At 68.4% G+C, this 18283-nt stretch carries 19 protein-coding genes; 6 read left to right on the plus strand and 13 right to left on the minus strand.

The window, feature by feature from the left end:
* Positions 1 to 12: 12 nt before the first annotated feature.
* The gene (locus tag AWC03_RS02780) at positions 13 to 822 is read right to left on the minus strand and encodes a SigB/SigF/SigG family RNA polymerase sigma factor (RefSeq protein ID WP_085239006.1); all 810 of its coding nucleotides are present in this window, start codon (positions 820 to 822) and stop codon (positions 13 to 15) included.
* Between the two features lie 665 nt (positions 823 to 1487).
* Between AWC03_RS02780 and AWC03_RS02785 the strand changes: the two genes are divergently transcribed.
* From AWC03_RS02785 to AWC03_RS02795, 3 genes are all read left to right on the plus strand, one after another.
* Positions 1488 to 2387: an SDR family NAD(P)-dependent oxidoreductase gene (locus tag AWC03_RS02785; RefSeq protein WP_085239007.1), complete on the plus strand. Its 900-nt coding sequence runs from the start codon at positions 1488 to 1490 to the stop codon at positions 2385 to 2387.
* Positions 2388 to 2481: 94 nt separating this feature from the next.
* Positions 2482 to 3267: a heavy metal-binding domain-containing protein gene (locus tag AWC03_RS02790; RefSeq protein WP_085239008.1), complete on the plus strand. Its 786-nt coding sequence runs from the start codon at positions 2482 to 2484 to the stop codon at positions 3265 to 3267.
* Positions 3267 to 3647, plus strand: coding sequence for a DUF5073 family protein (locus AWC03_RS02795; RefSeq protein ID WP_085239009.1), 381 nt, complete (start codon positions 3267 to 3269; stop codon positions 3645 to 3647). The genes AWC03_RS02790 and AWC03_RS02795 overlap by 1 nt, the downstream gene beginning before the upstream one ends.
* Before the next feature lie 10 nt (positions 3648 to 3657).
* Here the strand turns inward: AWC03_RS02795 and AWC03_RS02800 are convergent, their stop codons facing one another.
* The 3 genes from AWC03_RS02800 to AWC03_RS02810 form a co-directional block, all read right to left on the minus strand.
* Complete coding sequence (locus AWC03_RS02800; RefSeq protein WP_158089945.1) at positions 3658 to 4125, minus strand: nuclear transport factor 2 family protein; 468 nt, start codon at positions 4123 to 4125, stop codon at positions 3658 to 3660.
* A 118-nt stretch (positions 4126 to 4243) separates the two neighbouring features.
* Positions 4244 to 4714, minus strand: a complete 471-nt coding sequence (locus tag AWC03_RS02805; RefSeq protein ID WP_085239011.1) for a hypothetical protein — start codon at positions 4712 to 4714, stop codon at positions 4244 to 4246.
* A 42-nt stretch (positions 4715 to 4756) separates the two neighbouring features.
* Entirely contained in the window at positions 4757 to 5428 is a 672-nt protein-coding gene (locus AWC03_RS02810) for a TetR/AcrR family transcriptional regulator (protein ID WP_085239012.1), read from the minus strand.
* Positions 5429 to 5602: 174 nt separating this feature from the next.
* Here AWC03_RS02810 and AWC03_RS02815 point away from each other — a divergent pair, with 174 nt between their 5' ends.
* Complete coding sequence (locus AWC03_RS02815) at positions 5603 to 7369, plus strand: N-acyl-D-amino-acid deacylase family protein (RefSeq protein ID WP_085239049.1); 1767 nt, start codon at positions 5603 to 5605, stop codon at positions 7367 to 7369.
* Between the two features lie 18 nt (positions 7370 to 7387).
* Here AWC03_RS02815 and AWC03_RS02820 read toward each other — a convergent pair whose 3' ends face one another.
* Positions 7388 to 7951 carry a TetR/AcrR family transcriptional regulator gene (locus tag AWC03_RS02820; RefSeq protein ID WP_085239013.1) on the minus strand — a complete coding sequence of 188 codons (564 nt, stop codon included), beginning with the start codon at positions 7949 to 7951 and terminating at the stop codon, positions 7388 to 7390.
* A gap of 64 nt (positions 7952 to 8015) precedes the next feature.
* Here AWC03_RS02820 and AWC03_RS02825 point away from each other — a divergent pair, with 64 nt between their 5' ends.
* A complete protein-coding gene (locus AWC03_RS02825) occupies positions 8016 to 8576 on the plus strand; it encodes a class I SAM-dependent methyltransferase (protein WP_085239014.1) in 561 nt (186 codons plus the stop codon).
* A 90-nt stretch (positions 8577 to 8666) separates the two neighbouring features.
* The gene (locus AWC03_RS02830; RefSeq protein ID WP_085239015.1) at positions 8667 to 9503 is read left to right on the plus strand and encodes an enoyl-CoA hydratase-related protein; all 837 of its coding nucleotides are present in this window, start codon (positions 8667 to 8669) and stop codon (positions 9501 to 9503) included.
* 66 nt (positions 9504 to 9569) lie between these two features.
* Here the strand turns inward: AWC03_RS02830 and AWC03_RS02835 are convergent, their stop codons facing one another.
* Genes AWC03_RS02835 through AWC03_RS02870 form a run of 8 tightly spaced genes read right to left on the minus strand, consistent with a single transcriptional unit; the run spans position 9570 to position 18221 of the window.
* Complete coding sequence (locus AWC03_RS02835) at positions 9570 to 11267, minus strand: FAD-binding protein (RefSeq protein WP_085239016.1); 1698 nt, start codon at positions 11265 to 11267, stop codon at positions 9570 to 9572.
* Positions 11264 to 12649, minus strand: a complete 1386-nt coding sequence (locus AWC03_RS02840) for an aromatic ring-hydroxylating oxygenase subunit alpha (RefSeq protein ID WP_085239017.1) — start codon at positions 12647 to 12649, stop codon at positions 11264 to 11266. The genes AWC03_RS02835 and AWC03_RS02840 overlap by 4 nt, the downstream gene beginning before the upstream one ends.
* An 18-nt stretch (positions 12650 to 12667) precedes the next feature.
* Complete coding sequence (locus AWC03_RS02845; protein WP_085239018.1) at positions 12668 to 14212, minus strand: acyl-CoA synthetase; 1545 nt, start codon at positions 14210 to 14212, stop codon at positions 12668 to 12670.
* 18 nt (positions 14213 to 14230) lie between these two features.
* Positions 14231 to 15103, minus strand: a complete 873-nt coding sequence (locus AWC03_RS02850) for an enoyl-CoA hydratase-related protein (protein ID WP_085239019.1) — start codon at positions 15101 to 15103, stop codon at positions 14231 to 14233.
* A 20-nt stretch (positions 15104 to 15123) separates the two neighbouring features.
* Positions 15124 to 15360, minus strand: a complete 237-nt coding sequence (locus AWC03_RS02855) for a lipoyl domain-containing protein (protein WP_085239020.1) — start codon at positions 15358 to 15360, stop codon at positions 15124 to 15126.
* Positions 15353 to 16351, minus strand: coding sequence for an alpha-ketoacid dehydrogenase subunit beta (locus tag AWC03_RS02860; protein ID WP_085239021.1), 999 nt, complete (start codon positions 16349 to 16351; stop codon positions 15353 to 15355). The genes AWC03_RS02855 and AWC03_RS02860 overlap by 8 nt, the downstream gene beginning before the upstream one ends.
* 2 nt (positions 16352 to 16353) lie before the next feature.
* Positions 16354 to 17343 carry a thiamine pyrophosphate-dependent dehydrogenase E1 component subunit alpha gene (locus AWC03_RS02865; RefSeq protein ID WP_085239050.1) on the minus strand — a complete coding sequence of 330 codons (990 nt, stop codon included), beginning with the start codon at positions 17341 to 17343 and terminating at the stop codon, positions 16354 to 16356.
* Positions 17344 to 17348: 5 nt separating this feature from the next.
* The gene (locus AWC03_RS02870) at positions 17349 to 18221 is read right to left on the minus strand and encodes a mycofactocin-coupled SDR family oxidoreductase (RefSeq protein WP_085239022.1); all 873 of its coding nucleotides are present in this window, start codon (positions 18219 to 18221) and stop codon (positions 17349 to 17351) included.
* Positions 18222 to 18283: the final 62 nt, after the last annotated feature.

Genomic DNA, 18283 nt, shown 5'->3' on the forward strand with positions numbered 1-18283 from the left:
GGCGATGGAGGGCTACTCCAGTTGGTCGCGCAGGCAGCGCAGGGTGCTGGCCAGGATGCGGGAGACCTGCATCTGCGACACGCCGATCCGCTCGGCGATCTGGCTCTGCGTCATCGACTCGAAGAACCGCATGCGCAAGACGTCGCGTTCGCGCCCCGGAAGTGCGGCCACCAGGACGCGCAGCGCCTCCCGATTGGTGATGTGCTCGATCTGCGGATCGATGCCGCCGACCGCATCAGCGACCAGCCGGGGTGACCCCGAGCCGTCGGTGCCCACCGGCGCGTCCAGGGAATCCAGCCGGTAGGCGTCGCCCGCCACGAGGCACTCGACGATCTCCTCGCGGGGCACGTCCAGCTCTTGCGACAGCTCGCCCGCGGTGGGCGCACGTCCCAGCCTCTGGGCCAGGTCGCCGGTCGTCCTGCTGATCTGTACGTGTAGCTCACGCAGCCGCCGCGGAACCCGCATACCCCAGCTGTAGTCACGGAAGTAGCGGCGAACCTCGCCCATCATGGTCGGGACCGCGAAGCCGATGAAGCTGGGGCCCTTGTCGGGATCGAACCGGTTGACGGCGTTCATCAGACCAAGCCGCGCCACCTGGACGAGATCGTCGAGACCTTCCCCGCGGCGCGCGAAATGGCTGGCCACATGGTCGGCCAGGGGCAGGCATCGTGCCACGATCCGTTCGCGCTGGCGGCTGTACTCGTGTGACTCCGCCGGCATCCGGCGCAGCGCCACAAACATTTCGACCACGTCGTCGTAAGAATCGTCGGCTTTGGTGTCGCGGCGCGGGGCGGGACGGGTGGATGCGATTACATCGGTCATAGGCGCACGCGCCCGGCCTCGGCACGGCAGATCCTGGAAAGTTTTGCGCACAAACATTTCTGCATTGCTGACTCACTCCTCGAGTCGCTTGCAGCGAGAGACGGCAGCTATGCGTACGGTCGCCTCACTGCACCCTGTATCCGCGGGACTGGTCGGTTATCCAGCGCGCTCGGCCTACCAAAGGGATATGACTCGGGGTGTTCGTCGCCGGAGCCATATCAAGCTCAGTAGCCGTGCGGCTGACTGGCCGCTTTGAGCTAAACGGCGACACGTCCATAACGGACTTCACTGGCGACTATACGCCTCAACGCATGGGCCCGCGATCGCCGAGGGCAAGCGGGCTCCTCGGCTCGCCCGCAACGGTTTCCGCCGCGCCCTGAGCGCGTGGGAGCTTTCGCCGACGTATGTGCAGGCCAGCGGGCCGAACCGGTGGTCGGGCGTACAACGCGCCGATGCCCGGCCGGATGGCCGGCCGCGAGGTTTGCGGTGCGCACAGCCGGTGCCGCTTGCCTACGTTGGCGCGTTTGCCGGCAGGAAAAGTACTGACTGCGGTTCTCATTTCTGTACCGGCTGGGTACTGTTCGCCTAATGTTCGTGACCGAGCCCCCGCGTCCGGCACTCGACCGGCGCCGGGAACGCGTCCTGCACAACGTATTACGACGCCCGTGGCGGTGAGCGGCGACGGGCGCCTGCTGGACGGGCGGGGCGTGGTGGTGGCCGGCGGCAGCCGTGGGATCGGCCGCGCGGTCGCCGAACTGCTCTGCGACCTGGGGGCAGGCGTTGTCGTCAACGGGCGTGATGGGGACGCCGTCGAGGAGACCGTCGCCGCGATCACGGCGGCGGGCGGACATGCCAGCGCAGTGGTCGGACCCGCTGACGAGGGGCGCGTCGCCGGCTTTCTCGTCGACGACTGCGTGCGTACCCACGGGCGGCTGGACGCCATGATCAACTGCGTCGGGATCGCCGAGCCGCCCGGCTCCTCGATCCTCAACATCTCGCCCGAAGACTTCGACCGCCTGGTCAGCGCCCACCTCGGCTCGGCGTTCCACACGTCGCGGGCGGCGGCGCGCGTCATGGCGGCGCAGGGACACGGTGCCATCGTCAACACCAGTTCGGTGGCGTTCCTGGGCGACTACGGCGGCACCGGCTATCCCGCGGGCAAAGGTGGGGTGAACGCCCTGACGTTGGCCGTCGCCGCCGAATTGAAGGCGCACGGCGTGCGGGCCAACGTCGTGTGTCCCGGGGCCCGCACGCGCCTGTCGACGGGCGCCCAGTACGAGGAGCACATCGAGGACCTGCACCGCCGAGGGCTGCTGGACGAAATGACCATGCGGGCCTCCCTGGACAGCGCCCCACCGGCCTTCGTTGCCCCCGTGTATGCCTATCTCGTGAGCGACCTCGCGCAGGCCGTCACGGGCGAGATCTTTGTCGCCGCAGGCGGATTCGTTGGTCGCTTCGACCGGCCGGCCCCGCGGGTGCTCGGTTACCGCGACCACCATGACGCCGGGCCCTGGGCGGTCGGCGATGTGCACGAGATGATCGCCGCCGCGCAAGCCGCGCGCTGAGCGGCGGGACGCCACGGCGGTCCGCCCGAAAGTCGCACGTTAGGGATGTGCGCCGCCTACGCTGTCCTGCGAAGCGCAGGAGGGTGTTTTGACAATGCAATCGAACCCGCTCGACCCCGTCGCCAGCGAACGGCTCTCGCACGCGGGCAAGGTGTTCACATCCGATCTGTCGATCAACGAATTCGCCTTGCTGCACGGGGCCGGGTTCGAACCGATCGAACTCGTGATGGGCGTGTCGGTCTACCACGTCGGTTATCAATTCAGCGGTATCCGGCAACAATCCGAACTGCCGGTGCTCACCGACGCGACCTATCGGGCGCGCTGGAATGCCATGTCGCGGATGCAGGCGGAGGCGGACGCGCTGGGCGCCGACGGTGTGGTCGGTGTCCGCCTCGAATGGCGGCACCAGGGGGAGGGCGAGCACCTGGAGTTCATCGCGGTCGGAACCGCGGTGCGCTACACGCAGCAGCCCGGCGCCTATCGGCGCCCCAACGGTCAGGCGTTCACCAGCCACCTGTCCGGGCAGGACCTGACGACCCTGCTGCGATCGGGGTTCGCCCCGGTGGCGTTCGTGATGGGCAACTGCGTGTTTCACATTGCGGTGCAAGGCTTCCTGCGCACGCTCAGCCAGATGGGGCGCAATGCCGAGATGCCGCAGTGGACGCAGGGCAGCTACCAGGCCCGCGAGCTGGCGATGGCACGCATGCAAAGTGAAGCCGAGCGCGACGGCGCAACCGGTGTTGTCGGAGTGCATTTCGCCATCTCGAACTACGCGTGGGGGCAACACACCGTCGAGTTCTACGTGGCCGGCACCGCGGTGCGTCACAGCGGTGAGGCGCAGACGCTGACGCCGTCGTTCGTCCTGCCCATGAGCGATTGATGACGGGCCTCGATCACGATCGGGTCGGCCGGGTCGTCGGAACCGCCCTGGCCGGGCCCGGGGGAGTCGGGGTGGTACTCAAGGTGTTTTCCGGGGTTCCGGGGGTGGTCGTCGTTCCCGCCCGGCGCGGCTTTTTCCGATCGCAGCCGGAGCGGGTGCAGATCGGCGACTGGCGCTACGAGCTCACGGTCGACGGTCGGGTGAGCGCCGCGCACGTGGTGAACGGCATCGTCCTGGCCGAGGAGGTCCTGGCCGCCGGCACCGTCGGACCCCATATCGCCCGCGCGCTCGGGCAGCTGGTGACCCGCTACGGCCCGACGATCATGCCCAACATCGACGCGGCGCTCGACGTGCTCGACGCCGGCTCCGGGCCGCGCTGATCCCGCGCGGTCACGGGCTGCCCGACTGGCTCTGATCGAGGCCCACCACCCACCGACTGAACTTCCAGCTGCCGTCGCGCTTGACGGCGGTGAAGTCATAGCATCCGGTGAGGTCGGCAACGGGCGGACCACCGTCCTTGATGGCGAAGACCTGGACGTAGCAGTGTCCCGTCGCCTCGTCGGCGCCTTGGCCGGAAAACCAGAACGAGTTCAGGGCGTGGCGGCGTTGGTTGTATTCGGCCTTGAATGCCGCCTTCCGGGCCGCCAGCAGGCTCATGACCGTTTCGATGTCGGCCGACAACGGTTGGCCCTCGTGCAACAGGACGAGTTCCGGCGACTCGGTGAACAGCGTGCGAAACTCGTCGAGCCGGTTGTGGTCATAGGTGTAGGCGTAGGCGCCGAACAGGTTGATGATCGCCAGCCGGTCAGCGACGTCGAAGGCCGCACTTCCGACGCTCTCGATCGGATTCCCGGCCACGGTGGTCAGTCTAGGCGCCCGGCTACCGGCGGCCGGCGGCGAAATCGGCCGCCTGGCCGATGCGGCCCGGGCGAACACCACCTCGACGTCGGGGCAGGGTGCGGCGACCCGCCACGGGCTACCGCGGCGTGTCCGTCCCCGGGGGGTGTCGGTGCAGCAGCGAACGGGCGGCCCGCAGCACGCCGCGAAACGCATAGGCGGCACTCACCACGGTCAGGACGATCAGCAGGACGAACATCGGCAACCAGTTGCCCCTGCTGTGGTCGACGTCCCACCAGATGACGGTGAACAACACCACACAGACCACCAGCACGATGTCCCGCCAGTTCCCCTGGTAGGACAACGCCGCCTTGCGCAGCGCCCTGCTTCGCTCCGCGCTCTCGATCAGGTCGTCGATGCGGGCGTCGATGGTGCGTTGCAGCTCAGCGCGCCTGGCGCCGGCCTCAGGGGGGAGCCGGTCCAACAGATCCATGTCGTCTTTGATCAGCCCCCGGAAATCCGGGGCCCGGAATTGGCCGGCGGCGACCGCCAGCATCGCGCCGCCGAAGACGGGCGCACTGTTGAGCGCGATCTGTCCGAGGCCCGTCATGCCCGCTCCTTGTGGTTGTCGTCAACGCCGCCCGACGCGCCGTCAGGATGCCTTGAAAGGGCGCCGCCGCGTGCGCGGCGGCTCGGGGCTTTGCAGCGCGGCCATCGCGCGCAGCAGCTGCGGATAGGCGATCGCCGGCCCGAGCCAACGCGTGAGATAGCGCCGCAGATCGGCACCGCTGCGCGCCGGACGCCCCGGGTCGGCGAGGAACGAGTGCAGCACCCGCAGGCTGAATTCATTCAATTCATCGAGACCGGCTTCATCGAAACCGTAACTCTCCCAGTCGATGTCGTAGCGATGCAGCATGGACCGCCCGAACGCCAGGGCGGTATCGGAGACGATCGACACTTTCTGGCCGCCCCGATGGCGTTGATTGAGCACGAATTCCACCTGGTTGTCCGAGGCGAGCTGCTCGATGGCGAATGCCATGCCCTCCGTCATCGCCACGACCGGGTCGGTGACGCCGTCGAGGTGGGCGGCCATCCGGTCCAGGAACCCGTCGGCCGACCGCATCGCCGAGGCCACCAGCAGTGCCTGCGTTCCCGGGAAGTACCGGTACACGGTCTGGCGGGTGACCCCGAGCGCCCGTGCCACGTCGGCGATCCGCATCGCCGAGCCGCGTTCCTCGATGATCGCATCGGCGGCATCCAGGATGCGCTCGATCGCCTCCTCGTCGGAGGCGGGCGTGTTGCCCGCCCAACCGTGACTGCGCATCTAACGGGCGGCAAACCCGTAGTCGGTGATCCCCACAGCTGGATCATAGCGGCTGGTGGATCGTGATCGTCGCAGGTTGACGCCCCGCGGGCGCCGCACAGCGTGGCCAGACACTTCGGAAACTATGTATGATCACCGCGGATGTGGCGCGTCCGGCGGCAGAAAGGCCGAACATTGCAGTACGACACCGTGATCGTGAACGGACGCTGGTTCGACGGGACGGGTGCGCCGTCGGCGCGCAGAAACATCGGGGTGCGCGACGGCCGGGTGGCCACCATCAGCTCCGAACCACTCGACACGGCGGGCGCCGACGTCATCGACGCGACGGGCCAGTGGGTCATCCCCGGCATCATCGACATCCACACCCATTACGACGTCGAAGTACTTTGCGAGCCCGAACTTTCCGAATCGCTGCGGCACGGCGTGACCACCGTGATGCTGGGATCGTGTTCGTTGTCCACGGTGTATCTGGACAACGTGGACGCGGGCGACATCTTCGGCCGGGTCGAGGCGATTCCCCGGCGCTATGTCATCGAACACCTGAACGCGGCCCGCTCCTGGACCAATCCCGCCGAGTACGTTGCCGAACTCGACCGGCGGAACCTGGGCCCCAACGTTGCGGCGTTCATGGGGCACTCCGACATGCGCGCGGCGACGATGGGACTCGACCGCGCGACCCGCAAGGACGCCCGGCCGTCGGCGGCGGAACTGGCGCGGATGGAGTCGATGCTCGACGAGGCGCTCGACGAAGGCTTCGTCGGGATGTCGTCACAGCAACTACTGTTCGACAAACTCGACGGCGAGGTCTGCCGGTCGCGCACCCTGCCGTCGACCTACGCCAGGCCCCGGGAACTGCGCCGGCTGAACGCTATCCTGCGGCGGCGCAACAAGATCCTGCAATCGGGACCCGATATCAAGAATCCGCTCTCGGTCGTATCGCAGCTGGCGACGTCGCTGGGGTTCGGTCGTCCCCGGCTGAAGACCAGCCTGCTCTCGGCAGCCGACATCAAGGCCATCCCGCCGGTGATCCACCTCATGGACTCCCTCGCCCGGGTCGTCAACGGACTCGGCGGCGACTTCCGGTGGCAGCATCTGCCGGTGCCGTTCGAGGTCTACGCCGACGGGATCTCGCTGGTGGTGTTCGAGGAGTTCGGCGCCGGCGCCGCGGCGCTGCACCTGCAGAATGAGCTCGAGCGCAACCGGCTCATGCGCGACGAGGACTACCGCCGCTGGTTTCGGGAGGACTACGACAAGAGGTTCGGCCCCCGGGTGTGGCACCGCGACTTCTTCGACGCCGAGATCGTGTCGTGCCCCGACCCGTCCGTGGTGGGCAAGTCGTTCGGTCGGGTGGGGCTGGACCGCGGCGGGCTGCATCCGGTGGACGCGTTCCTCGACCTGGTGGTGGAGCACGGCGAAAAGCTGCGCTGGCGCACCACGATCTCCAACCATCGTCCCGAGGTGCTCAAGAAGCTGGCGCGGAGCGAGACCGTACAGATGGGTTTCTCGGACGCCGGTGCGCACCTGCGCAACATGGCCTTCTACAACTCCGGGCTTCGTCTGCTGCGGCACGTGCACCAGGCGGACAAGCACGGCACCCCGTTCATGTCGGTCGAGCGTGCCGTGCACCGGCTCACCGGCGAACTCGGGGCGTGGTACGGAATCGACGCCGGCACCCTGCGCGAAGGGGATCGCGCCGACGTCGTCGTCATCAACCCGGACAAGCTCGACGCCTCGCTCGACCGCTACGCCGAGCATCCGGTGGCGTCCTACGGCGGGTTGTCCCGGATGGTCAACCGCAACGACGACACCGTCAGCGCCGTGCTCGTGGCGGGGCAGTTCGCGTTCGGTGCGGGCCGGGCCGCACCCGCGTTGGGCAAGCAGAAGTTCGGCCGCTTCCTGAGGGCCGGCCAGGCGTCGAACAGCTTGACAACGGTGGCTTAGTCGTTGCCGCGCAGCGGTTCACGCGACGGAGGCACCCAGGATCAGATCGACGGCCTCGTCGAGTTGCCCCTCGATCTCGTCGAAGCTGACGAACCGGGCGGTCATCAACGCGCCGGAGAAGGCCAGCTGCAGCGTGGTTTTCACGGCGCGCGGCCAACCCGGACCCAGCGCGGCGCCGATGCGGGCGGCGACCTCGTGCCCGATCTGCTCACGAATCGGCGTGACCGCCGGGTCGTCGGCCATCAGGGCCGCGCCGCAGGCGGCGGTCAGCTCCGGCTCGTCGGCGACCACGACGGCCATGTCGCGCAGCGTCGCGCTGACCCGCGTCCTGGTCGTGTCGTTGACGTCGGTGTGCAGCGGCAACTCGCGCAGGAACCGCAGGTACACCGCCGCCACCAGCGCGCTTTTGGACGGAAAGTAGGTGTAGGCGCTGGCCGGCGAGACTCCGGCCCGGGTCGCCACCGAGCGCATCGTCAGGTTCGCGTACGACGACCCCCGCAACTCCTGAAGCCCGGCGTCGAGAACCTTGCGGATCGTCTGCCCCGGCCGGCGATCCGACCGGCGAACCGCATCTTTGGACACCCGTCCAGTGTAGGAAGACGCTGAAAGCCCCTACAACGTCCTACCGGGTTCTACAGTTGCGGCTATGGCCGAGGCCGACCGGCATCGCTGGGACGAGCGGTACCAGACCATGGCACCACCGTCGGGGGACGCGGTGGGACCACCCGACTTCCTGACGCCCCATGCGGACGTACTTCCTACTGCCGGAAGGGCACTCGACCTCGCGTGCGGGCCCGGCCTCGCGGCCGTATGGCTCGCGACGCGCGGACTTCGGGTCGAGGGATTCGACGTATCCCCGGTGGCGGTGGGCCGGGCGCGCGACCTCGCCGAGCGCGCGGGAGTGAGCGATCGGTGCCACTTCGAGGTCGTCGACCTGGACCACGGGCTGCCGGCCGGCCCGCCCGCTGACGTCATCCTGTGCAATCGATTCCGCGACCGCCGCCTCGACCGGGCGATCATCGAACGCCTGGCACCCGGCGGCCTGCTGGCGATCGCCGTGCTGAGCGAAGTCGGCGCCGCCCCAGGGCCGTTTCGCGCGGTTGCCGGTGAGCTACCCGCGGCGTTCGCCGATCTCGACGTGCTCGCCGCCGGCGAAGGCGCGGGCCACGCCTGGCTGGTGGCGCGCGCGGGACAGGAAGAACGCTGAGGCGCAAGCGGTTTCGCCGTGTCAATCGCGGCTCGCCGGAATGGCGTCTGGCGGTGCCATTTCGGCCCCCGGCCGGGTAATGTCACGCAGATGGAGCGGCGCGTCCTCGAAGCGGTCATCTACGAGCGCGAGCCGCCGATTGCGCGGATCGTCCTGAACCGGGTCGACAAGGCCAACACCAAGGATGCGGTCCTGGTCACCGAGGTCGACGAATGCCTGCACGAAGCCGACCGGGACAAGGAGATCAAGGTCGTCATCCTCAAGGCCAACGGAAAAGGATTCTGCGGCGGACACGTCGCCCGCTGGGGACCCGACGAGAACCCCTATCCGGACTTCGGCGAAACGTTCGAGGACCTGTACAAGGGCACCGCCGACCTGTTCCTGTGGCCGACGCTGTACCTGTGGGAATTCCCGAAGCCGACCATCTCCGCCATTCACGGCTACTGCATGGGCGGCGGGATCTATCTCGGCCTGCTCACCGACTTCTGCGTGGCGTCCGACGACGCGTATTTCCAAATGCCGCTTGCCCAAAGCCTCGGTGAACCCGGCGGCCACACCATGATCGAGCCGTGGCTGCTGATGAACTGGCACCGCACCATGGACTGGCTGCTGCTGGCCCCGACCCTCTCGGCCCAGCAAGCCCTCGACTGGGGGCTGCTCAACCGCGTCGTGCCGCGCGAAGACCTCGAGGACGTCGTCGAGGAGATGGCCCACAAGATCGCCCAAATCCCGTTGACCACGCTGATGGCGGTGAAGAACAACGTGAAGCGCGCGTGGGAGTTGATGGGCATGCGCGTTCACCTGCAGGTCAGCCACATCCTGACCAACATGGTCGGCGCCGCCTCCGATGTCCAGGCGCGGCGGGCCGAGCTGAAGCAGTCGGGCATGAAGCCACGAGAGTTCGTCGGCCGCGACGAGACTTCTTAGCGCGAGAAGACGCAAAGTCGCATAATTCCGCGGCCAACTAGGCGATTTTCTGTCTGCTCGCGGAGGTTAGCGGCCCGGATCGTCGGCGTCACTGCGGCCGGCGGCGTGGCGGGCCGCGACGTAGCCGAAGACCATGGTGTAGGCGATGCTCCCGCCGGCGCCCAGGTAGTTCCGGCCCATCACCGTCGCGGTGATGTTGCCCGTCGCGTACAGTCCGTCGATCACGCGGTCGTCCTCGCCGATGACCTGTGCGTGCTCGTTGGTGATCACCCCGCCGCACGTTCCGACGTCGGCCGGAACGACCTTGGTGGCGTAGTACGGTGACCGCTCGAGGGGGCCGAGCGCGGCGTTGGGGCGATATCCGGGATCGCCCAGACAGGCGTTGTAGGCCGACTGGCCGCGGCCGAAGTCCGGGTCGAGACCCTTGGCCGCAAACCCGTTGAACCGCTTGATCGTCCGCTCCAGCGCGTCGGGCGGAACACCCATGTGGCGCGCGAGGTCGCCGATGGTCTCACCCCGCACTACGGCGCCGCGCGTGATGAGATCTTCGGGGAGGCGGCGCCGCTTGAACGGGTTGGCCCCCGACACGTATCGGCCGATGTAGCCCTGGTCGAACACCATCCAGCACGGCACGGCCTTGTTCGCGTACATGGCCTTGCCCACCTCGACGTAGGAGTTGGACTCGTTGCAGAACCGCCGGCCGGTCCCGTCGACATAGATGGCGCCGGGCCGCTGCCGGCCGCTGCCCAGCGCCCGTGCCGCGTCGCCGCCGTCGGCGATGAACACCGATGGCAGCCACCAGGCCTCGTCCATCAGATCGGTCTTCGCGCCCAGCCCGATCGCCGTCTGCAACACCTCGCCGGTGTCGCCCGCGTTCGCGATCGACCAGATCCCCTCGTTGGGCTGCTCGCCGCTGTAGCGGCGCCGCATGTCCGGGTTGCGGCTGAACCCGCCGGCGGCCAGCAGGACGCCCTTGCGGGCCTCGACGTTGAGCGCGGCGCCGTTCCGCGCGACGCGTGCGCCGACGACACGGCCGTCCTCGACGATCAGGTCCTCCATTGCGGCCCCGGTCCAGATCGGTGGTTCGCCGCGCCGGTCGATCAGCGCCTTGAGCATCTGGCCGATGAGCGATGCGCCGTTGGTGAGCATCTCCCGGTGGAGGAGCCTGGCCGTCCTGGTGCGGGCGAACACCCGCGTCGCGACGGCGAAGGCGCGCGGCGACCGATTGAAATACTGCACCGCGCGCAGCTCGTTCGTCTTGAGAACGAACCCGCCGTAGGCCTTGGCCATCGAGGGCTGGACCTTTTCGCGCCAGCTCCCCAGGGCGGCCGCGTCGTAGGGGACGCACTCGATCGCGCGACCGGCTTCGTTGCCGCCCTTGTGATTCGGGTAGTAGTCGCTCCAGCCCGGGCACCGCACGAACCGAACACCTTGGTGGGTCAGGAAATTGATCATCTCGTAGCCGGCGGTGAGGAACGTCTCGCGCCGCGCCGGCGACGACGCCGGGCCGATGTCGCCGACGACGTCGTCGAAGTAGGCGAGCCCCTCCTCGTGCGAGTCCGGGACGCCGTCGGCCCGCATCAGCGGGTTGTTCGGCAGCCACACCATGCCACCCGAAAGTCCGGTGGAACCGCCCACCAGCGGCTGCTTCTCGACCACCAGGGGTTCGATCCCGGAGTCGAGCGCCGCCAGCGCGGCGACCATGCCGCCGCCCCCGCTGCCCGCGATCAGCAGATCCACGGAGCGGTCCCATCGGGTGGTCATCGTGGCCCCGCGCTGAAGCCCAGGTCGGCGACCGGCACGTCGATGGTGGTGTTGGTCTTCTGGATCGCGGGCACCAGCGCGTTGTACGGCAGACCGGCGAGGAAGCCGTCGATGACGCGTTCGAAGTTGGAGATCAGCCCCTCGATCTGGTCGGACAACCGCATGTAGTCAAAGCCCTTGGAATGCAATCCCTTTTGTTGCCTCGGCAGATTGGAGAAGTCTTGGGCGGGGATCGGCGGCCAGCGCGGGTCGTCGGGCGCCATGGGGTCGGGCGGTTGGAGCTTGCCCGCCGAGGCGTCGTCGGGAAACCGGGTGAGCGACCAGATCTCGAACAGCGTGTCCTCGGGCCCGAGCGGGCGGATGCGGTACGACGACGCGCTGCTGTAGGTGGGCAGGAGGAAGTAATGCGGGAAGCAGAACCCGATGGCGTCGGTGATGCCGCGGCGGACCAGCTCGTTGAGGTCGGGCATGTCGCTGCCCCGGGCCCGATGCCAGGCCACGACGGCGTCGTTGAGGGCGCTGCGCCAGGCGCCCAGCGCCGCGGCGGGGTCGGCGGGCAGCTCCAGGTGCTGCAGGCCCTCGGCGATTCGGATGTCGTTGTCGTGCGTCATGCCGCCCATCCCGGTGCCCAGGGTCCGCATGAAGTACAGGCTGCTCGCGATGACGGGGTGCACCGCGGAGCTCGCCGGGCCGTCCTGTTGCGCGGACGGCAGCAACTGCGGATGGGTCTGCGGGACGTGGTATCCCTCCATGAACGCCGCCGTCGCCAGCTTCCAATTGACCGGCAACCGGCACGACTGCCACCACTCGACCCGCAGCGACTCCACCTTCCAGGCGTCGTAGATCGACGCGAAGGGCTCCAGGCAGTCGCGCAGCGCGGGGGCCTCGTCATCCAGGTTGATCCACGCGCATCCGCCCCAGGTCTCGCACCGGACCGAAACCAGCTGCAGGTCCTGCGGATTCATGTTCTCCTCGGCGAACGCCTGGGGCCGCAACACGAACGTGTTGCTGCCGTCGAGGCCCCAGCACCAGCCGTGGAAGGGGCAGACCAAGGTCCGCCGGTTCCCCCGGCCTTCCACCAATTTCACCCCGCGATGACGGCACGCGTTGTGGTAGGCCCGGACCGTCTCGCTGTCGACCCGCACCACGATGAGCGACTGGTCGAGGATCTCGTACTCGGCGAAGTCGCCGGGCCTGGGAATCTCCTCGAGCCGGCAGGCCATCTGCCAGACGCGGGGCCAGAAGTTCTCCGCCTCGAGCGCGTAGAAGTCGGTGTCGTAGTACCGCTGCTTGGGAATGCGATCGACGGCCTGGACCGCCCACGGCACCGGTAGCGGTGTCCCGTGCACGGCGCCTGCCATTGCGTCTGTCTTGAAAGCCATCTCGCCATCCCTCGTTGGTCACACGATCCGCGATGCCCGCCCCTGCCAGTAACGCTCGCGAATGCGCCTCTTGTACAGCTTTCCGTTGGGGTCGCGGGGCAATTCGGCGACGAACTCGACGCTGCGCGGGCACTTGTAGCCGGCCACGTGTACGCGGCAGTACTCGATGAGCTCGGCCTCGAGGCCAGGACCCGGCGCGACGCCGTCGATCGGCTGCACGACGGCCTTGACCTCCTCGCCGAACTCCTCGTTGGGAACCCCGAAGACCGCCGCGTCGACGAGCTTGGGATGCATGATCAGCAGGTTCTCGACTTCCTGGGGATAGATGTTCACCCCGCCGGAGACGATCATGAACGTGGACCGGTCGGTCAGGTAGAGGTATCCGTCCTCGTCGACGTATCCCACGTCGCCCAGCGTGCGCCAGCCGCGGTCGTTGGACACCGAAGCGGTCTTGGCGGCGTCCTTGAAGTATTCGAAATCGGGACCGCCCTCGAAGAAGAGCTCGCCGGATTGGCCGGCGGGAAGCTCGACGCCGTCGTCTCCGATGACGTGCACCGGCGACATGGGCCTGCCCACCGAACCGGGATGGGCCAGCCATTCGTCGGGACCGATCGTCGTACCCGCGAATCCCTCGGTGCCACCGTAATATTCGTGGATGATCGGCCCGAACCACTTCATCATCTGTTGCTTGACGTCGACCGGGCAGGGCGCGGCCGCGTGGATGACGCATCGCAGGCTCGAGACGTCGTAGCGCTCCCGAACCGCCCTGGGCAGCTTGAGCATTCGCACGAACATGGTGGGCACGAACTGCGCGTGGGTCACCCGGTGGGTCTCGATCAGCCGCAGCACGGCCTCGGCGTCGAACCTGTGCATCAGGATCGCCGCCGCGCCGACGCGGTTGACGGCCATGGTGTAGTTCACCCCGGCGGCGTGATAGAGCGGTGCCGGGGAGAGGTACACGCTGGACCGGCTCATCCCGTACTTGTGGGTCAACGCCAGTTCCAGCACCGCCTGAGCCCATGAGCCGTTGCCGTCGGTCGGCAGGGGCCGGCGGACGGCCTTGGGGCGCCCCGTGGTTCCCGACGAGTACAGCATCTCCGACCCGTCCCTGACCGGCGGCGCGTCGCCCGCGTGCGCCAGCACGTCCTCGTACGCGCGCCAGCCGGGCAGGGACCCCCCTACGGCGAGGTGGACGGTCACGGCGGTGTTGGCCTCGCGCACGTGGGCGGCGACGTCGCGCAGGGCGGCGTCCGTCGTGTCCACGAACACCGCCCGCGCCTCGGAATCCTCGACGACGTAAGCGGCCTCGTCCGGGGTGAAGTGGGTGTTGACCGCGGTGTAGTAGAGCCCCGATAGCTGGCAGCCCCAGGTGATCTCGAGGAACTCGGACCGGTTGGGCAGGATCAGGGCCACGCCGTCACCGGGGCGCAGCCCGGCGTCGTGCAGCGCCGCGGCGACCCGTTGACTGCGGGCGTAAAGTTCGGCGTGCGAGATCGTGTCGCCGTCCGCGACGATCAGGGCCGGCGCGTTCCCGGCCCCGGCGGCGTGCTCGGCGATGTTCACCGGTGAACCTGCGAAAACCTAAGGGGCGGTGGCGCCGTCGGTGGATGCGGCCGCCGCGGCCTGGCGCCGCGCCTGCTCCGACGGCAACACCTTGTCGCGGAACACCGTCTGGATCAGCTCCTGGACGTCCTTGCTGATGGAGGCCAGGGCGACGAGGTCGTTCGAGCTCTGCCAGTGCACCCGCATGCCCATCAACTCCCAGGCCCGCTTCAGGTTGGCCTTGGTGGCCAGCAGCGTGGTCATCGGCGCCTGCGCGATGTGGCGGGCGATCGCCTCCACGCGGTCGTCGAGTTGGTCGCGCGGCACCACCTCGTTGACCAGGCCGACCTCCAGGGCCTTCTTGGCGTCGATGACCTCGGCGAGGTACAGGTAATAGGCGGCGCGCCGCCAGTTCATGAAAACCCATGGTTCGATCGAGCATTCACCCGACGGCATGCCGAAGCCCTGCAGCGGCGGGTAGGAGAAGTACGCGTCTTCGGAGGCGATCACGATGTCGGTGGTGAGCCCGTAGTGCGTGCCCCCGCCCACGCAGTATCCGTGCACCTGGGCAATGGTCGGCTTGGAGAACTCCCACAGGTTGAGCACCGGCTTGACGAACAGGTCGGTCTGCGGCTTCCACGGCGTGCCCATGACTTTGGCGCCCTCGACGAAGGCCGGGTAGTCGACCGCGTTGTTGCCGATCGCGTGCCCCGAGCAGAAGCCCTTGCCGTTGGCCTTGAGCACGAGCACCTTGATGTCGTAGTCGCGGTCGGCGTCGGCCAGCGCGGCGTCGACCTCTTCGGCCAGCTTCTGGTCCTGGGCATTCGCCTTCTCCGGCCAGTTCAGCGTGACCCGGGCGATGGGCCCCTCTTTCTGGTAGATGATTCTCTCGCGAGTCTCGTTGAGATCCATGCGTGCTCACCTTTCCTGGTTCACGAAGTGATGACGCCGATTTCGGCGCCGATGTCGTAGGTGGTCCCGACCCGGCCCGTCCAGTGCACGGTGCCCGACGCTCCCGCCTCGATTTCCTGTTCCACCTTTTCGGTGGCGATCGCGTAGATCGGTGTGCCCGCTTCCACGTGCTGGCCGGCGTCGACGAGCAGGCCGGTGAGCTCGGCTTCCGACACGGCCACCGAGACGCGCGGGATGCGGATGACGAAGTCAGCCATGCACTCTCGCCCCCGCAAGGGTCTTGCGCGCGGCCGCGACGATCCGCTGCGGGGAGGGGTACACCTGGGCCTCGAGCGCCGCCGCGGCCGGGTTGGGGACGAAGCGGGCGGCCACCCGTTCGACGGGTGCGGCCAGTTCGGAGAACAGCTCCGAGTGCAGGATCGCGGCGATCTCCGCTCCGGGACCGGCGAATTGGACCGCGTCGTGGATGACGACGGCTCGGCGGGTGCGGCGTGCGGAGGCGACGACGGTCTCGACGTCGAGCGGAACCAGGGTGCGCAGGTCGACGACTTCGGCGCTGATGCCCTGTTCTCCCAGCGTGGCCGCGGCGGTCAGCGCGTCGTGTACGCAGCGCCCGTAGCCGATCAGGCTCACGTCGGTGCCCGGCCGCTTGATGTCGGCCCGCCCCAACGGGATTGCGAACCCGGGATCGGCGGGGACGCGACCCTTCTTGCCCTGCAGCCGGATCGTTTCGACGAACAGGCAGGGATCGGGGTCGAAGATCGCCGTCGTCAGGAGGCCCTTCCCGTCCCGGGGCGTGGCCGGCACGATGACCTTCATGCCCGGGATGTGCATGAACCAGGCCTCCAGGCTCTGCGAATGCGTGGCCCCGGTGGCCAGCCCGGCGTAGACCTGCGTGCGGATGGTGAGCGGAGCCGTCGTGCGGCCGGCGGTCATGAACCTCAGCTTGGCCGCGTTGTTGATCAGCTGGTCGGCGGCGATGCCGATGAAATCCATGATCATGATCTCGGCGACCGGCAGCAGGCCGTCGATCGCCGCGCCGACGGCCGCGCCGACGATGGCCGCCTCCGAGATCGGGGTGTCCAGGACGCGGTCGTGGCCGTACTTCGTCGACAGGCCCGCCGTCGGCCCCGACGCCCCGGGGTCGGCGATGTCCTCACCGAGCAGGAACACCCGGTCGTCGGCGGCGAGCGCCTGATCCAGCGCGAGGTTGAGTGCCTCGCGCATCGTCATCTCTCGTTCTTGCATGCTCACACCGGGAACTTGATCGGGGCCGCGTACACGTCTCGGTCCAGCTCGTCGATCGACGGGGCTTCGGCGCTCATCACGGTGCGCAGCGCGGCTTCCACCGCGGCCAGCGCCTCCTCGTCGATGCGGTCGAGTTCGTCCCGATCGCAGATGCCGGCCTCGGCCAGCTGGTCGCGGAAGCGGGGCACCGGGTCGGCTTCGATCGCGGCGGCCAGCTGATCCTTGGGGATGTAGGACATCCGGTCACCGAAGTAATGGCCGCGGAAGCGGAACGTCACGCATTCGACGAAGGTGGGGCCCCCACCGGCGCGGGCCCGCCACAGCGCCTCATCGAGTGTCGATTTGATCGCCAGCGGGTCGTTTCCGTCGACACGCACCCCCGGCATGCCGTAGCCGGCCGCCCGGTCCGCGACACATTCGAGCTTCATCGTGTCGGCGGTCGGCGTCATCTCGGCGTAGAGGTTGTTCTGGCAGACGAACACCATCGGCAGGTCCCACAGCGCGGCCATGTTCGCCGCCTCGTGGAAAGACCCGGTGTTGGTGGCGCCGTCGCCGAAGCTGACCGCGGTGACGCGATCGAGGCCTTTGCGTTTGGCGGCCATCGCCAATCCCACCGCCACCGGCGGGCCCGCCCCGACGATCCCGGTCGAAAGCATCACGCCCCGAGCGGGATTGGCGATGTGCATGCTGCCGCCCTTGCCGCGGCCGGCGCCGACGGTGCGGCCCATCATCTCGCCGTAGATCTCTTCCAGCGGCACGCCCTTGCCGATGAGGTCGTGCAGCCCGCGGTAGGTGGTCACCAACTGGTCGTCGGGCCGCAGCGCGACGCCCATCGCGGCGGCGATGGCCTCCTGCCCGCGCGACGGCCAGTACACGCACATGAACTCGCCGGTGCCGATCCCTTGGGACAGCCGGTCGTCGGCGGCCTTCATCAGCGCCATCAGTTCGTAGAGTCGGCGCTCGACGCCCGCCGCGCCCTGACCGTCGCTCATCGAGGTCACGCACCCGACCAGGGCTTGACCTTGAGGAAGCCGCCGCCGTCGACCCGCAGCTGTTGCCCGGTGATGTAGCGGGCGGCGTCGGAGGCCAGGAAGAGCACCGCCTCGCTGATGTCCTCGGGTTCGACATACGGGATCGGCATCGCCTGCACGAGCGGGAAAACCGGTTCCGCGTCCTCGCGGGTCGGATCCTTCAGGTCCGGCCGGAAGGCCCGATACATCGGCGGGCTGTGCAGCATGTCGGTGTTGACATTGGTGGGGTGCACCGCGTTCATCCGGATGGAGAACTTGGCGAGCGCCAGCGCGAAGTCGTTGACGTAGTGCGCCGCAGCCAGTTTGGCGAAGGCATAGCCCGCCCCGCCGGGACCACCGACCCCACTCTCAGCGCCGGAGGTGCTCAGGGACGACATGAACGCGGCGTTGGAGCCGATCACGATGATCGACGCGCCGGCCTGAAGATGCTTGAGGCCGGCGTGCACCAGATTCAGCACGCCGACCAGGTCCACGTCGACGGCGTCGGCGAAGGCCTGCGGCGGCAGCCCGGCCGTCAGCGGGCAGATTCCCGCGTTGGCGACGACGACGTCGAGATGCCCCAGCTCGGCCACGCCCTGGTCGATCGCCGCCGCCAGCGCCACGCGGTCGCGGACGTCGGCCACGGCGGTGAACGCGCGCTGCCCCTCCTTCTCGACCAGCCGCGCGGTCTCGTCGAGGTCCTCGCGCCGGGCCAGGGGGTATTCGTTGGTCTCGATGTCGGCGCACAGATCCACCGCGATGATGTCCGCGCCTTCGGCGGCCAGCATCCGCGCGTGCGAACGGCCCTGGCCGCGCGCGGCGCCACTGATCACGGCCACCTTGCCCGCTACCCTGCCCATCGCCCTTCCTTCGTCAGATTGCGATCGGCGTTGGCGCGCAGTGGTATTCGCCGGTGCGCCGG

This window comes from Mycobacterium europaeum (genome assembly GCF_002102155.1).
GTDB lineage: Bacteria > Actinomycetota > Actinomycetes > Mycobacteriales > Mycobacteriaceae > Mycobacterium > Mycobacterium europaeum.

Excerpts from the sequence above, each read along its gene's own strand:
- AWC03_RS02870 (WP_085239022.1), bottom strand. The coding sequence starts at position 18,221 with ATGGGCAGGGTAGCGGGCAAGGTGGCCGTGATCAGTGGCGCCGCGCGC.
- AWC03_RS02835 (WP_085239016.1), bottom strand. The coding sequence starts at position 11,267 with ATGACCACCCGATGGGACCGCTCCGTGGATCTGCTGATCGCGGGCAGC.
- AWC03_RS02825 (WP_085239014.1), top strand. The coding sequence starts at position 8,016 with ATGGCCGAGGCCGACCGGCATCGCTGGGACGAGCGGTACCAGACCATG.
- AWC03_RS02810 (WP_085239012.1), bottom strand. The coding sequence starts at position 5,428 with ATGCGCAGTCACGGTTGGGCGGGCAACACGCCCGCCTCCGACGAGGAG.
- AWC03_RS02795 (WP_085239009.1), top strand. The coding sequence starts at position 3,267 with ATGACGGGCCTCGATCACGATCGGGTCGGCCGGGTCGTCGGAACCGCC.
- AWC03_RS02830 (WP_085239015.1), top strand. The coding sequence starts at position 8,667 with ATGGAGCGGCGCGTCCTCGAAGCGGTCATCTACGAGCGCGAGCCGCCG.
- AWC03_RS02860 (WP_085239021.1), bottom strand. The coding sequence starts at position 16,351 with ATGCAAGAACGAGAGATGACGATGCGCGAGGCACTCAACCTCGCGCTG.
- AWC03_RS02855 (WP_085239020.1), bottom strand. The coding sequence starts at position 15,360 with ATGGCTGACTTCGTCATCCGCATCCCGCGCGTCTCGGTGGCCGTGTCG.
- AWC03_RS02865 (WP_085239050.1), bottom strand. The coding sequence starts at position 17,343 with ATGAGCGACGGTCAGGGCGCGGCGGGCGTCGAGCGCCGACTCTACGAA.
- AWC03_RS02780 (WP_085239006.1), bottom strand. The coding sequence starts at position 822 with ATGACCGATGTAATCGCATCCACCCGTCCCGCCCCGCGCCGCGACACC.
- AWC03_RS02790 (WP_085239008.1), top strand. The coding sequence starts at position 2,482 with ATGCAATCGAACCCGCTCGACCCCGTCGCCAGCGAACGGCTCTCGCAC.
- AWC03_RS02840 (WP_085239017.1), bottom strand. The coding sequence starts at position 12,649 with ATGGCTTTCAAGACAGACGCAATGGCAGGCGCCGTGCACGGGACACCG.
- AWC03_RS02805 (WP_085239011.1), bottom strand. The coding sequence starts at position 4,714 with ATGACGGGCCTCGGACAGATCGCGCTCAACAGTGCGCCCGTCTTCGGC.
- AWC03_RS02850 (WP_085239019.1), bottom strand. The coding sequence starts at position 15,103 with ATGGATCTCAACGAGACTCGCGAGAGAATCATCTACCAGAAAGAGGGG.